The following is a 13087-nucleotide window of genomic DNA, read 5'->3' as shown; positions in this document are numbered from 1 at the left end:
TTAGAAATCGAGGCCCAAACGGGCATGAACACGGGGATCGTTCTTCTGCGTGGCGTCGGTGGCGCGCAGCGGCCAGGCCACGTCCACCTGGGCGTTGAAAACCTTGCGGGCCCTGAACTTGAAGCCCACCCCGGCCGAGGCCAAGCCGGTTCGCGCCCTGGCAAACCCCGGGTTGAAGGTGCGCACCAAGCCCCCTTCCACAAAAGCCAGGCCCTGCAACTCGTCCAGGTCGCTGAGCCCATACCCCTCTCGCTTGGCCACATTGGGCGTGCGCAACTCAACACCCGTGTGCACCCCCACGTCGCCAATGGCCTCGGCCTCGTAGTAGCCGCGCACCGAGTCCGTGCCACCAATCGAGAACTGCTCGCCACCCACCAGCGGCTGGCTGGTGATCTGGGCACCCAGTCGCCACCGGGTCTGCCAGCCTTCCAGCGCCCCACGCCACAAGGGGCGAGTGTGGGTCGCATCAATCGTCATGGCCGCAAAGCTGCCATCCCCACCTTCGCGCTTGCAGGCGAACTGGTCCACCGCGCCCGTGTCGGCGCAATCCAGGGACTGCCGCACCACACCGCGCAAGGCAAACACCCCGCCCAAGGACAAGGTCGAGCTGGTGTCCTCGGTTTGCACGTTGGCGTTGTAATCCAGCTTGATTGGCACATAGCGCAATGGGCTGGACAACTCGCTGCCATCAGCCTTGATGCGCTCTTGCGAGTCTTTGTAATCGACCCCGAAGGCCAGTGTGTGTTGCAAGGTGCTGCTGCCCGGCAAGCCCCAGATGCGTTTCACGCCCAGCACAAAGCCCTTGCCCACCACATTGGCCGAGCCCAGCGGCTCGACCAGGCTGTCGGACAGCACGGCGTAACCCAGCCAGGCGTCGCTGCCTTGCAAAGGGATGGTGTACGACGTTGCCAACACCTTGCTTTGGTCAAGGTTCTGAGGGGTGGTGATGGCCGTGATCGACAGCGAATGGTCGGCCTGCCACAGGTTGTTGTAGCGTGCCGTGGCCTGCAAGCGCCAGGGCTCGGTGAACTGCACTTGGCGGTTGTTCAACTCCACATTGAACTGCATGGGCAACTGGTCGATCACCTGCAACTCGATGTCCACCGTTTCGGGCACCTGGCCCGGCTTGACCACGGGTTGAACACGCCGCTCTTCAGTGCGGTTCAGATCAGCCAATTGCGCCTGGGCCAGCGTGAAGTTGGGCACCTTGCCGGGCTCCATCTCAGGCACCTTGTCGCGGATGTAAGCCTGGCTGTGATAGCGCGATCCGCTGACCTTGACGCGGCCAATCGTGCCTTCCACCACCCTCAAGCGCACGATGCCGTCTTCCGGGATGCGGCCACTGGCCTCCTCCACATAGACGGAGATGTAGCCGGTGTCCTGGTACAGCTTTTCCAGCGCAGCACGGGCGCCTTCCATGTCTGCCAGGGCTTTGTCGGGCCCCAAAAATGGCTGAACGGCCTTTTCAACCAAGGTGACGGGCAAGACGCTGTTGCCCTCGATCTCGAACTCCTGGATGTCGAAACGACTGGCCTGGATAACGTCGGGCTCTGCGGCCTGAACCAAAGGCACACAGCACAAGGCCAAGGCAGCGCAAAGCGGCTTTAGACGAAAGAGCACGTTAGGGAAAATGGACTTCATGGTGGCCGCGAGTCTGACCAACGGCGATGAAACTTCCACGCGCCAACATGAGCCGTACGGCTCATGCGTGTCGCAATGCGGCAGGCGCCCCGCGAATGGGTGTCACGAAAATGTCATGATTGCATTCAACCATTCAATTATTATTGAATAGTATCCAACACGGAGTGCGTCATGAACGACAAGCCATACAACGTTCTTTTCATCTGCACGGGCAATTCTGCCCGGTCCATCCTGGCAGAAGGCCTGCTCAACGACATGCGGCAGGGCCGCTTCAAGGCTTACTCGGCCGGCAGCCACCCCAAGGGTGAAGTCCATCCTTTGGCACTTCAAACCCTGCAGCACTGGAAGCTGCCCACCGATGGCTACCGAAGCAAAAACTGGGATGAATTTGCCCTGGCTGGGGCACCTTTGCTGGACTTCGTGTTCACGGTCTGCGACAACGCAGCGGGAGAAGCCTGCCCCGTCTGGCCCGGCCAACCCATGACGGCCCATTGGGGCGTCTACGACCCCGCCGCCGTGGAAGGCCCCGAGGACAAGCAACGCGCGGCCTTCATGGATGTCGCCATCATCCTGAAGCGCCGTATCGAGCTGATGCTGTCGCTGCCCGACAAGAGCTTGAACTCACTGTCGATTCAAAGCGACCTCAACACCATCGGCAAAGCCTGAGGCCACCATGACCACCAACGTCCTGATCCTGTGCACCCACAACTCCGCCCGCAGCGTGCTGAGCGAGGGCATGCTCAACCACTGGGCCCGAAAGCTGGGGTGCGATGTGCGCGCCTACAGCGCGGGCAGCGCGCCCAGCGGCCACCTCAATCCCTTTGCGCTAGAGGCGCTCACCAACGCCGGGATCGACACCACCGGCTACCGCAGCAAAAGCTGGGACGAGTTCGTGGCCGATGGCGCCCCCGAGGTGCACGTGGTCATCACCGTGTGCGACAGCGCTGCGGCAGAAACCTGCCCCTACTGGCCAGGCAGTCCGGTCAAGGTGCATTGGGGCTACGCCGATCCATCCAATGCGCCAGGTGGCGACGAGGGCAAGCGCCTGGCCTTTGAGCTGACACGACAAGCCATTGGCTACCGCATGCTGCAACTGCTTCAGCTGCCACTGGGCACGATGAGCCATGACGAGTTGCAACGCGCGCTGACCGACATCAGCCAGAACTGAGCACCAAGAAAAAGCCCCGCAGGACCGTGAGGCACTGCGGGGCTTGGCTTCAAGCTTGCATTGGCCCCCATACAGGGCCAATCAGTCATTAACGGAAGATGACCAGCACGTCGTCGACGCCAGGGCGGCTGACGCGTGAGCAGAACTTCTCGGCGGTGGAGCCAGGAGCGTAGCTGCCAAAGTCAGCGGCGGCGCAATCGGTCGCGGTGGGCAGTGCCATCACGCCATTTTGTGCAGCAACAGACAGCGAGCTCAGGTTGACCGACTTCTTGGAAGCATCGATCATGGCGTTCAGAAAGCTCTTCTGCGTGGCGGCAGCGGCATTGTTGATTTGCATGGTCGATTCAAACGCGTAGTGGTAGTGGCCCTTCTTGGCGTTGTCCCGGCTTGGAACGGCGCCGTCAACGGCTGCGAACTTCCACTTGGCGGTTTCAGCATTTTCCAGCGAGATGTGGCCAATGGCGAACGACGAGGTGTCGTTGGCCTTGTCCAGGCAGGAACGCACGTTGCCCGACGACGAACCTTCGTACACCATGATGGTGCCGGCGGAGCCGATGTTGGCCAAGTCGTTGGGGAACTCGGAGTTGTCGGCGTTGGTGGCGGGGATCAGGGCGTAGGCGCTGCGTGGATACTCAAGGAAGAAGGCGTTGGCCGAGGTTTGCGTACCAGAGCCGTTCACGCGGCGGCAGATGTTGATCTGCTGCACATTGACCGCTGGGCTGTTGGGCAGCAATGCCTTCCAGCTGATGCTGGGGTCAAACGCGTTGGACAGCATCGAAGCGATGACGGCCTTGGGCACGGTGGGACGAACGGTAGAAGCCAGACCTTGGTCAGCTTGCAGTGCGGCGTACAAAGGGGCACTGACAGCCAGACCGAACACGGTGTTCACCACGCCATCAACGCGGGCGAAGTTGGTGTTGGACACGTTGGGGAACAGGCTGGTGTTCGTGAAGTCCACGGGCACGGCAGGACGGTTCTTCTCGGGGTTGAAAGACGAGGGTGCCACGTCAGACACGCCGCCATCTGGCGCCTTGGAGAAACCATTGCTCTTGCAAACCAGACCGACGCAGTTGGCGGCCGTCAGGTTCAAAAATGGCAGTGCCTTGTTGTAGGCGACGGGGAACACGCCATTGCCCGAACCACCCTGGTCAGACTTCTGGAAAACCACGTATTTGCCGCTGAAAGCAGCACCAAAGTCATTCTTGACTGTGGCGGTGTCAACGATGATGCGGCAGCTGTAGGCCTTGACGGATTGGCCGTTGGCGGTGTCGCCAGCGAATGCTGCGTCGGTGAAGTCGCTCACATAGGTGTCGAGTGTGCCAGCCACGCAGTTTTGCGTGAACAGGCCACCGATGACGGCAGACAGGGCCGAAGCACCAGCGAAGTCGATTTCGATCAGCTTGTCAGGATTGGTGGTTGGCAAGGCACGCTTGGTGGCGATGTCTGCAATGGTCAGGGCTTGGGCTTGGCCAGCGATGACGGCCAGAGCGGCCAGGGTAACGATGCGCAGTTTCATGGTGGAATCCTTGAAAATTTCAGCGAGGGGGCGTGTTCAAGCAACCCCCCGAGCCAAAAAGGCCCAGGAGGTTGAGTCACGGATGCGAGTGGAGCAACAGGCCTGAAACGGCCTGTCAGGATTACTTGGCGCGGCGACGACGAGCGATCAGGCCCAGGCCACCCAGACCAACCAGGGCCAAGGCCATGCTGGTGGGCTCGGGGACAGCAGCCGCTGGGGTGCTGAAAGCAACGCTGTACTGGGTGTCGTTCAGCTGGCTGACCGTGAACGTGCCAATCTTGGTTTCGATGGCATCACCGCCCAGCGAAGTGCTGGAACGAACAAAGCTGTACACGTCCAGGCTGGTGCCCACGAGACCGTCGTTGCCGATGGGGAACTTGGTGAGCATCGTGGGCTTGTCATTCACATAGTAGTGGCCGGCGCCTTCAGACTGGGTGAAGTAGCTGGAACCGTTGGTGACCAGGCCTTGCTTGCCGTTCACGATGGCGATGTAGTTGCCCATCTGATTCATGCTGTCCACCATGTTGCCATTGGTGATGACGGAAGCATCGCCACCAGCGCGCACGGTGGAGACCATGCTGCGAGCAGCTGCAGTCACGCCACTGTTGTCGCCGCCCCAGAAGGCGAAGCTCAGGTCGGAAGCAGAACCAGCCACAGCCAGGAACGAGGCAAAAGCCGTGTCCGTCGCGGTGTCGAGTGTGGTGTTCCAGGTGTAAGGCGTGGTGGAAGGAGCTGCCTTGGCCAGCGCGGCCAAGTTGAAGTCCTTGAACAGAACGCCAGAGTCGAGCTGGTAGGTGACTTCAGCGGATTGGCTGAACAGGTGCAAGGACATTTCGCCGCCGTCGGTGGTGGCGGTGGGGCTGCCGATGCTGGCGAAGGCGGAACCAGTGACGGCAAAGGCAGCAGCAGCCACCAGGGTCTTGATCTTCATCATGCTTGTTTCTCCAAAAGGGTAGGGATAGGAAAGGTTGTGAACAACCGCCTGGTCGCGACCACTGGCAAGCGAAGCCCCCCCGTGTGAGGTCTTGTGCGGTGATGTCGTTGGGCGGCTTGCCCGCCAGGGCAAACTCATCAAAGAACGCGTGAAATTCAACTTCTTGTTAATTTCTCAACAACTCGGATTGTTCGATACGCAAGTGACACGCCATGCCGATTTCGGGGGTTGGTTCGTAGTCCGTTCGGACTATTTTTCAAGCAGCGGACAACAAGATCGCACTCAGTCGGCACGTCGGCGGTCCGCCAACGCACCAAAGGCCACCAGGCCGATCAGGGCCAGCACCATGCTGGAAGGCTCCGGTGCCTCCGAAGTGAGGGGGCGGAAGCCAAAATCAACGTCGTACTGATCGCGGCTGACTTGTCGAACATCCAGGAAACCCAACAGCGCTTCATTGGCGTCACCCAACGAACCCGTGCTGGACCGGGTGAACTGGTAAACCGCCGTCAGGGTGCCAAGTCGGTTGTCATTGCCAATGGCGAGATTGCCGCTCAGCGTATCGGTTTGCGCTGTGTAGTAGTGGCCATTGCCTTCGGCCTGGGTGAAGAAGCTGGACCCGTTGGAAAGCATGCCCGCCGGGTGCTTGCTGTTCACTCCGCTGATGCCATCCAGGTAGTTGGTCGTCATGGCCGACATGCCATTCACCAAGTTGCCATTGGTGATGGAATCAACATCACCGCCATGTCGCACCGTGGTGATCAATGACCGCGAAGCAGCTGTGACACCACTGTTGTCGCCCCCCATCAGCGAGAAACTGATGTCACTGGCCGGGCCCGTGGCTACCAGAAAGGCTGCGAAAGCAGCATCATTGGTCGCGTCAAGGCTGAATCGCCATAAAGTCCCAAACGAGTTGTTGGCCAGGGCGGGGAAGTCCATGACCAGAACACCGGTGTCCAACTGGTAGGTGGTTCCGGCACTTTGGCTGAACAGGCTGAAAAACATCTCGCCGCCGTCATGTGTTTCAACGGGCGTGCCAATTTTTGCAAATGCCGTGCCGGCCATGGCGATGGTGGCCGTGGCCAAGAAAGCGATCGATTTCATGTTCAATTCCTCCCAGAATTTTTTCTGATCCGATCGGAGTTGACGATCACGTCGTCCACTGCACCACGGGGGTTGAAGATGCCGCCTCTTGGCCCGACCCGAACAAGTTCATGGACATGGCCTTGGCCACCGCCTGCGCGCGGTTGGCGGCCGTGAGCTTGCGCAAGATCTTTTGAATGTGGTTCTTGACCGTGAGCGCGCTGATGTTGAGTTCTTCAGCAATGGCCTGGTTGCTTTTGCCATCTCGCACCCAACGCAAAATCTCGCGTTCGCGCTCCGTGATGGAGACCGCCGAGCGGGCACGGCCGGGTTCGGAGAACCCCCCACGCCCGGCCCGGCCTGGCACGGCCATCTCACGCTCAGTGGTGTGCACGCGCAGGTAAGTGGCGTGCAGGTAGGGCATCATGATGTTCAGCGCGTAGGCCGATTGCTCATCGGGCTTGGCACCCGGCAGACCAAACACAAAAAAGCTTTCCATGTCGTTGGGACGCCCGGGCCGGCTGGCGCCGTGGGTCAGCAAGCAACGGTAGCCGATGTCACACAAACCCGCGGCCACGGCGTCCAGCGCCGCGAAGTCGGTCAGGTCGATCCAGCATGCTTGCTGGCGTGACTTTCCCCACTCGGTCAACAAATAGGTCATGACAGGGGAATGCCCATCGGCCAAGGCCGCGATCAGCTCGGGGGGCAGCACCACGCTGTTGAGCACGTCAAAGGCCAGTTCGCGCATGCCAATGTCATAGGCACCGCAACTGGACAGCTTGTGCTGCATCAAGCGCTGCAGATCGCCTTGCGTCCACAAGTAGAACTGATAGCGTCGCGAAACCTGCACCGATGCCTCGATCAGGCGCAGCAAAGATTCGGATTGTTCAGGCGCAAGGGATTGGAGGCTCATGGGGTGGCGATGCTAGGCACATCCGGTGACGGTTTGTTGACGGTTGATTCATCTGCTTCAAATCGCCACTCCCGGTAACTGCTGATGCCCTGAGGTGCACGCAAGGGCTGCCTGTCTGATGTGCTGTACACACCTCGGATGAACCCGCCCTCGCGCACCAAACCCCAGGTCGTGGAACCCGTGATGGGGTCGGGCCACAGGTGCCGCAAATGGCGCTTGATGTCCGGGCCCCGCTGGTCCTCAATCAAATCCTCCAGGCGTGTGGGAAAAGTCTTGGGCAGCGTGGGCGAGGCCTCCTGGTAGGACAACAAGGCCGCCTTGATCTGCTCGCCGCGAAACACCAGTTCCATTTCACGCTGGCGACGCGCCTCAATGGCCCAGCTCTGGCCCAAAGCCGCCAGCAACACGCTGCTGACGGCCACCCACCACAGCAACATCAAGTAGGTGAACCCTGCGATGGAACGGGCTTGCCGGGGCACGGGCATGGTGCTCACCAATCGCTGTAAGGCGTGCCATCCTGGCCTTTGCCCGTGGCGCCGCTGCGCACATCGGCCATGCCGCCTTGCAAGGTGCTGTCGACCGGTGGTGGCAGCATTTGCCAGCTGTCGGGCCGCCCCGTGACGGGGTCTTGCGGAATCTGGCGGATGTAGCCGCGTTGCACCAGGTCGTCCAATGAGGCGGGGTAGGTGCCGCGGTCACCCAGGTATTTGTCGATGGCATCGCGCATCACGTTGAGGGAAGTTCTCAAGCTGGCCTCGCGGGCGTTCTCCACCGACCTGAAGTAGCGTGGGGCCGTGATGCTGGCCAACAGTGCGATGATGGCCAGCACCACGATCAGTTCGATCAAGGTGAATCCGCGTGCTGGCTTCATGGCATCTCGCTCACCAATCGCGGTAGGACGTGCCATCCATGGCCGTCCCGTCGCGCAAGGGATAGACATCGAACACGTCCTTGCCGGGTGCTGGCGCATCGGGCGGACTGGCGTAGCTGCGCAGTCCCCATGTGGCGGCTGCCGGCAGGCTGGGGTCGTCGGAGAATGGATCGCGGGGCAGGCGGCGCAAAAAGTAAATGCGCTCACCATTGGGGGCGGTGGCATCTGGAACGCCCTGCACCAGCACCTCCAGGTTGGGCGGGTAGCCGGTTTCATCGGCTTTCTTCTCGATGCGCCCTTGGTCCCAAGCGCGCTTGTAATCGTCAATGGCGGTGCGCACGGTGCGCAGGGCCAGGTGGAGTTCGGCCTCCTGGGTGCGGCGTTTGTGCAAGGCCGCCAGGGGCATGGCTGCGCTGGCCAGGATGCCCACCATCATCACCACCACGACCATCTCGATCAGGGTGAAGCCACGTTGCCGATGGGATTGCCGCGTGCCCATGTCAGCGGTCCGGGGTGGGGGCAGCCGGGGCCTCGGCTTCAGGCATGGCCTCGGCACCAGCAGGGCGGATGCGCAGCGACAAGGCCCCACCGCCGCTGGCCAGGCTCAGCGATGCCTCGCCCGGGGTGCGGGAAGGTTTGGCCGACAAGGTGAGCACCTGGCTGCCCTGCGGCGGGACCTCGATCGGGACACCGCCCTCGGCGCCGCCGGGCCCGACGAGCCACTGCGCGTCAAACAGCACGGTCGTCTGCAAAGCCTGGTCCGTGGGGTTGCGCACCGTGACCTGGAAGCTCGCACCAGGCATGACCTCTTCAGGCCCCGTGATCTCGGGCTGGGGTTGGGCCTTGGCGGCCGACGCTCCAGGCCGAAAGCGGTTCGGCACCACAGGGCGCGAGCCGGCCGACGAGCCCTGGCCAGCACCCGTGCCTGCCGTGCCCTCCTTGATCAGCAAGCGCGCCGCCCCCGGCTGGGCCTCGGTGCCCGACGGCATGGCCGACCCGGCGGTGTCGGGCTGCGGCAGGTTGCGCACGATGTGCGGCGTGACCAGCAGCACGATCTCGGTCTTGTTGTGCTCGTCCTTGGTGGTGCCGAACAGGCGCCCTGCGATGGGCAAGTCGTGCAGCCCTGGGATGCCGGCGGAGTTGCGGGTTTCATCGTCGTTGATCAGGCCGGCCAGGATCTGGGTCTCGCCATCCTTTAGTCGCAAGGTGGTGGTGGCCTGGCGCGTGCCCACCTGGTAAGCCGACGAGCCCGAGCCAGCGGGGCCCTCGACCCGGCCGGTGACGGTGCTCACCTCCAGCGCGATCTTGATCGTGACGTCATTGTCCAGTTGCACCTGGGGTTCGATGTCCAGCTTCAGGCCCACGTCCAGGTAAGTGATGGTGGTGGATGCGCCGCCACCCGTGCCCGCCACCAGGTTGGAGGTGAACACCGGCAGCTTCTCGCCCAGCATGATCTTGGCCTTCTCGCGGTTTCGGGCACGGATCTTGGGGTTGGCCAGCATGTTGGTGCTGCCGCTGGTGCCCCGCAAGGTCGCGATGGCCAGTGGGTTGGTCGTGCTCCACTGCAAGCCTTTGAGCGAGGTCAGCGTGTTGATGGTGCTGGGCAGCGCGCCATAGCTGGCCTTGTCGACCGGGGTGATGCCGATCTCGGTGAGCTTCTTGCTGGAGACCTCCATCACCTCGACCTCGAGCATGACCTCGGGGTCGGCCAGGTCCACGCTTTGCACCAGCCGCTCGACCAGTCGGATGACCTCGGGCGTGTCGCGCACGATCACCAGGTTGAGCCGATCGTCCACATAGACATCGCGGGACTTGGCCACCGAGCGGATCAGGGTCTGGACCTGCTTGGGGTCAGCGTTGACCAGGTAGAAACTGCGCGTGACCGTGTCCAGCAGATCGCGCTGCTTTTGCGAGGTGTTGGGGAACACCAGCATGGTGTTGTCATTGAGCAGTTTGGAGCCCAGTTGCTGCGTGCTCAGGATCACGCGCATGGCCTCGTCCACCGTGGTGTTGCGCAAGAAGAGGGTGACCTTGGCATCACCGCGCACATCCTTGTCGAACACGAAGTTGACGTTGGCGGCCCTGGCCAATGATTCAAAAACGGTGCGCAGGCTGGCCTCGCGGAATTCCAGCGTGATCGGCTTGCCCGCCGTGGCCAGTTGCACCGTGCTGACCTGGCGCGTCTGGTTGGCCCGCAGTTCTTCCACGCGTGTGAGCATGCTGCGGGCGGATGTGTTGCCCAGGTCTTCACTCAGGATGGCTCGCAAGGCGACCTCGGCGCGCTCGTAAGCGCCCGCATCAAAGGATTGCTGGGCTTCGCTCAAGAGCCGTTGGTGCCGCTTGAGCCGGTCCACCTCGCTGCGCAGCCACACGGTGCGCGGGTGTTCCGGCGCGGCAGCCTCCAGCCGCTTGAGCACGGCCTCGACCTCGTCCAGGCGCCCTGCAGCGCGGGCCCCATCGGCCTGGTAGATCAGGTAGGCCACGGTGGTGTCGATCTGCTTGAGCACGGCAATGCGCAACTCGCGATCGTCCTGCTTCAGCTTGAGGGCGGACTGCAACTGCGCCAGGGCTGCCTCGTGTTGCCCGGCCTGGCTCAAGGCCTGGGCATCGCGCAAAGCCGGGTTGGCGCAGGCGCTCAGCAGCAAGGCTGCCACGCAAGCCAGCGTTGGTAGGAAGTACTTCATGGTGCTTTCATGGCAACGGTCTGGTGCTGCTGCAGGGGCAGATATGTCAGGCTCATCTGTCGTTCTTGGATCTGGTCGACGCGCCACTGGCCATCGATGACGTCGCCCACGGCCACCACCCAGGTTGCATCCATGCCGGCGACGATGGCCCGGTTGGCCGAATCATTGAAACGGCCAACCCACGCGTGGGGGAATGGTGGCGCCATGGGAGGAGGCGGGGCGGCCGACACGGTGTCGACAGGCGGCGGTGGCGGCGGCCGTTGCGAGGCCCACGGCCCGGCGGTGTCCGTCGTCAAGGGCGGCAGAGGTTGGCGAGACTGCCATTGCGCCACGCTCCTCACCAGCCTCTGCGCCTGGTCATCATCCACTTTCATGGAGCGCTTGGCGGCAGGTGCACCGCCTCGGCGATCAGGGCCGGCGCCCTGGCGCGCGGGCTCCACAGTGCCATCGTCGCCTTGCAAGGCCACCCAGGCGGTCAATGCCAGGGCCAGGATCAAGCCGATCAACATGGGTGGACGCATCAGCGCACCGCCTTTGCAGGCAAAGGGGCCTGATGCCACCACAGCGACACACTCACCTTGGCTTTGACGGTGTCGCTCATCACATCGGTGCGCTGGATGTCCAGGGCATCCAGGCTCAAGGCGGGTTCGCCCAGCAACTGACCCAGCCACGACCGCACATCGGCGTAGCGGCCCTCAACAGGCAGGATCAAGCGCTGGCGCCACAAGCCCGTGGTGCCTTGTGCGGCGCCATTGAACTGCGCCGTCGTCAGGACCAAGCCACGCTCGCGGGCCGAGGCCATCACGCTGGCTTGCAAGGGTGTGCGCTGCGCCGCATCGGGCAGGCTTTGCCACAAGGTCTGCCAGGCCTGGGCAGGCGTCAGTGCGCTGGCTGCGCCCTCAGCCGCCTGGCCGGCCTTCAGCAGCTCGTGCCGAAGCTGGCGCGCTTTCGAGGCTTGCGCCTCGGCCTGCTCGCGCTGGCGGGGCAACCAGTCCCACTGGCACCAGGCCGCACCAGCCAGCAATAAGGTGCCGAGCAGTCCGGGCAGGCCCAGGCGTTTCAACAAAGTGCTTGCGGTCATGGCGCCGCCCCGGCGGGCCAGACGGCCTCTGCACGCAGGGCATAGTGGCCCGTCATGGTCTCGAAGGGCGCGCTCAAGGCGCTGCGTCCCAGCATCTGCGCGCCTTCACCATGCGCGGCCACCCACCGCAATGCCGAGGCATCGTCGCGCAGCGCGGCCTGCAAGCGGACGGGCGGAGGCGCATCAAGCTTGGCGCCAAGGCTGCCGATGTCCAGACTGAAGCCGGTCAACACCGCTTGCTCCTGCTGCGCCGATTGCTCCACTTTGGCGATGACCTCTGACCACGGGTAGGCCAGCCATTGCGCCACCTGGACGGCTTGGCGCGTGGATGCTTCGTCCAGCTTCTGGCTTGTGGGCTGGCTGGGCGCCGAGGCAGAGCGCGGTGCGGCGCGCGCCATGGTCAGCTGGTGCCTGGCACGTTCAAGCCGGTGCAGCGTGGCCTGGGCCTCGGCCTGGGCCACCACCCCCTGCTGCGCGCGCTCGGCCACGGCCATGCTGGCCGCCACGCCGATGATCAACAGCACCCAGGACCACAGCGCAGTGCGGACACGCGGCCCGACGAAATCCAAGGCATCCGCCCAACCGGGTTGCCAGGTTTTTGAACCCGGGTTGGGCCAATTGGCCAGCAACGTCTCAGCCGAAATCTCGATCGTGGATACCTTGGCATCCGTGGGGCCGCTGGCCTCTGAAACTTCGGACCAAACCTGGCGCAGGCAAAGCTGGCCTTGCTCGTCATGCCCCGCCGTGAGGTAGATGCACAAGCCCGGCTCCATGGCCTGCAGGGTTTGGTCATCCACGGACGAGTCTGACGCCTTGGCCAGTGCTGCCAGCCACCGCTGCGCATCGCGTGCCCACCAAGGTCCCACCCACCGCAGTTTCACCGAGTGCTCACGGGCCGTCTTCTGCAGGCCATCCACCAGCGCGCGGGGCGCGGCGCAACTGAGGTGCAAAGCCTTGGCCGGCACTGATCGCAGCACCCAGGCCTGGTCCAGCGCCGCCGCACTCAAACCCAGGTAGTGATCCCATTGCGCCAAGGCCTGCTCCGGCTCACCGGCACAGGTGATCAACCAGTGGCCTGACAAAGCCAGCTCACAATGGCTGCCCGTGTTGTGCTCGCACCATTGCGCCCAGGCTTTCAGCGCGGCCTCATGCCCTTCTTGCGCGCTCATGGGGCGTAGAAAAACCTGGTGGGGACGCCA

Annotated in this window: 14 protein-coding genes; 2 read left to right on the top strand and 12 right to left on the bottom strand. The window is 63.0% G+C overall.

Annotated features, from left to right (window positions below; genetic code table 11):
• Entirely contained in the window at nt 1-1641 is a 1641-nt protein-coding gene (locus tag LQ232_RS11075) for a ShlB/FhaC/HecB family hemolysin secretion/activation protein (protein WP_230180374.1), read from the bottom strand.
• 171 nt (nt 1642-1812) lie between these two features.
• Here LQ232_RS11075 and LQ232_RS11070 point away from each other — a divergent pair, with 171 nt between their 5' ends.
• Together LQ232_RS11070 and LQ232_RS11065 are read left to right on the top strand one after the other, a co-directional pair.
• On the top strand, nt 1813-2307 hold the full coding sequence (locus tag LQ232_RS11070) for an arsenate reductase ArsC (protein WP_230180373.1): 495 nt from the start codon (nt 1813-1815) through the stop codon (nt 2305-2307).
• A 7-nt stretch (nt 2308-2314) separates the two neighbouring features.
• Nucleotides 2315-2809: an arsenate reductase ArsC gene (locus LQ232_RS11065; RefSeq protein ID WP_230180372.1), complete on the top strand. Its 495-nt coding sequence runs from the start codon at nt 2315-2317 to the stop codon at nt 2807-2809.
• A gap of 88 nt (nt 2810-2897) precedes the next feature.
• Here the strand turns inward: LQ232_RS11065 and LQ232_RS11060 are convergent, their stop codons facing one another.
• The 11 genes from LQ232_RS11060 to LQ232_RS11010 all read right to left on the bottom strand — a co-directional run bounded on the left by LQ232_RS11060 (nt 2898) and on the right by LQ232_RS11010 (nt 13057).
• Nucleotides 2898-4325, bottom strand: coding sequence for a hypothetical protein (locus LQ232_RS11060; RefSeq protein ID WP_230180371.1), 1428 nt, complete (start codon nt 4323-4325; stop codon nt 2898-2900).
• 121 nt (nt 4326-4446) lie between these two features.
• Nucleotides 4447-5259: a PEP-CTERM sorting domain-containing protein gene (locus LQ232_RS11055; protein WP_230180370.1), complete on the bottom strand. Its 813-nt coding sequence runs from the start codon at nt 5257-5259 to the stop codon at nt 4447-4449.
• A 282-nt stretch (nt 5260-5541) separates the two neighbouring features.
• Nucleotides 5542-6360 carry a PEP-CTERM sorting domain-containing protein gene (locus tag LQ232_RS11050; protein WP_230180369.1) on the bottom strand — a complete coding sequence of 273 codons (819 nt, stop codon included), beginning with the start codon at nt 6358-6360 and terminating at the stop codon, nt 5542-5544.
• A gap of 46 nt (nt 6361-6406) precedes the next feature.
• Nucleotides 6407-7252, bottom strand: a complete 846-nt coding sequence (locus LQ232_RS11045) for a LuxR C-terminal-related transcriptional regulator (RefSeq protein ID WP_230180368.1) — start codon at nt 7250-7252, stop codon at nt 6407-6409.
• Nucleotides 7249-7746 (bottom strand): type II secretion system protein, encoded by a 498-nt coding sequence (locus tag LQ232_RS11040; RefSeq protein ID WP_230180367.1) that lies wholly within the window; start codon nt 7744-7746, stop codon nt 7249-7251. The genes LQ232_RS11045 and LQ232_RS11040 overlap by 4 nt, the downstream gene beginning before the upstream one ends.
• Complete coding sequence (locus LQ232_RS11035; RefSeq protein WP_230180366.1) at nt 7743-8123, bottom strand: type II secretion system protein; 381 nt, start codon at nt 8121-8123, stop codon at nt 7743-7745. The genes LQ232_RS11040 and LQ232_RS11035 overlap by 4 nt, the downstream gene beginning before the upstream one ends.
• Before the next feature lie 10 nt (nt 8124-8133).
• On the bottom strand, nt 8134-8622 hold the full coding sequence (locus LQ232_RS11030) for a type II secretion system protein (protein ID WP_230180365.1): 489 nt from the start codon (nt 8620-8622) through the stop codon (nt 8134-8136).
• Nucleotide 8623: 1 nt separating this feature from the next.
• Nucleotides 8624-10807 (bottom strand): secretin N-terminal domain-containing protein, encoded by a 2184-nt coding sequence (locus tag LQ232_RS11025; protein ID WP_230180364.1) that lies wholly within the window; start codon nt 10805-10807, stop codon nt 8624-8626.
• A complete protein-coding gene (locus LQ232_RS11020; RefSeq protein ID WP_230180363.1) occupies nt 10804-11328 on the bottom strand; it encodes a hypothetical protein in 525 nt (174 codons plus the stop codon). Before LQ232_RS11020 ends, LQ232_RS11025 begins: the two co-directional genes overlap by 4 nt.
• Nucleotides 11328-11888: a hypothetical protein gene (locus tag LQ232_RS11015; RefSeq protein WP_230180362.1), complete on the bottom strand. Its 561-nt coding sequence runs from the start codon at nt 11886-11888 to the stop codon at nt 11328-11330. Before LQ232_RS11015 ends, LQ232_RS11020 begins: the two co-directional genes overlap by 1 nt.
• Nucleotides 11885-13057, bottom strand: a complete 1173-nt coding sequence (locus tag LQ232_RS11010; protein ID WP_230180361.1) for a hypothetical protein — start codon at nt 13055-13057, stop codon at nt 11885-11887. Before LQ232_RS11010 ends, LQ232_RS11015 begins: the two co-directional genes overlap by 4 nt.
• Nucleotides 13058-13087: the final 30 nt, after the last annotated feature.

It is taken from the genome of Aquabacterium sp. CECT 9606 (genome assembly GCF_918741295.1).
Lineage (GTDB): Bacteria > Pseudomonadota > Gammaproteobacteria > Burkholderiales > Burkholderiaceae_C > Aquabacterium.
This window is presented reverse-complemented; position numbering and strand designations above follow the sequence as displayed.

Excerpts from the sequence above, each read along its gene's own strand:
- LQ232_RS11050 (WP_230180369.1), bottom strand. The coding sequence starts at position 6,360 with ATGAAATCGATCGCTTTCTTGGCCACGGCCACCATCGCCATGGCCGGC.
- LQ232_RS11055 (WP_230180370.1), bottom strand. The coding sequence starts at position 5,259 with ATGATGAAGATCAAGACCCTGGTGGCTGCTGCTGCCTTTGCCGTCACT.
- LQ232_RS11025 (WP_230180364.1), bottom strand. The coding sequence starts at position 10,807 with ATGAAGTACTTCCTACCAACGCTGGCTTGCGTGGCAGCCTTGCTGCTG.
- LQ232_RS11045 (WP_230180368.1), bottom strand. The coding sequence starts at position 7,252 with ATGAGCCTCCAATCCCTTGCGCCTGAACAATCCGAATCTTTGCTGCGC.
- LQ232_RS11070 (WP_230180373.1), top strand. The coding sequence starts at position 1,813 with ATGAACGACAAGCCATACAACGTTCTTTTCATCTGCACGGGCAATTCT.
- LQ232_RS11010 (WP_230180361.1), bottom strand. The coding sequence starts at position 13,057 with ATGAGCGCGCAAGAAGGGCATGAGGCCGCGCTGAAAGCCTGGGCGCAA.
- LQ232_RS11030 (WP_230180365.1), bottom strand. The coding sequence starts at position 8,622 with ATGGGCACGCGGCAATCCCATCGGCAACGTGGCTTCACCCTGATCGAG.
- LQ232_RS11060 (WP_230180371.1), bottom strand. The coding sequence starts at position 4,325 with ATGAAACTGCGCATCGTTACCCTGGCCGCTCTGGCCGTCATCGCTGGC.
- LQ232_RS11075 (WP_230180374.1), bottom strand. The coding sequence starts at position 1,641 with ATGAAGTCCATTTTCCCTAACGTGCTCTTTCGTCTAAAGCCGCTTTGC.
- LQ232_RS11035 (WP_230180366.1), bottom strand. The coding sequence starts at position 8,123 with ATGAAGCCAGCACGCGGATTCACCTTGATCGAACTGATCGTGGTGCTG.
- LQ232_RS11015 (WP_230180362.1), bottom strand. The coding sequence starts at position 11,888 with ATGACCGCAAGCACTTTGTTGAAACGCCTGGGCCTGCCCGGACTGCTC.
- LQ232_RS11065 (WP_230180372.1), top strand. The coding sequence starts at position 2,315 with ATGACCACCAACGTCCTGATCCTGTGCACCCACAACTCCGCCCGCAGC.
- LQ232_RS11020 (WP_230180363.1), bottom strand. The coding sequence starts at position 11,328 with ATGCGTCCACCCATGTTGATCGGCTTGATCCTGGCCCTGGCATTGACC.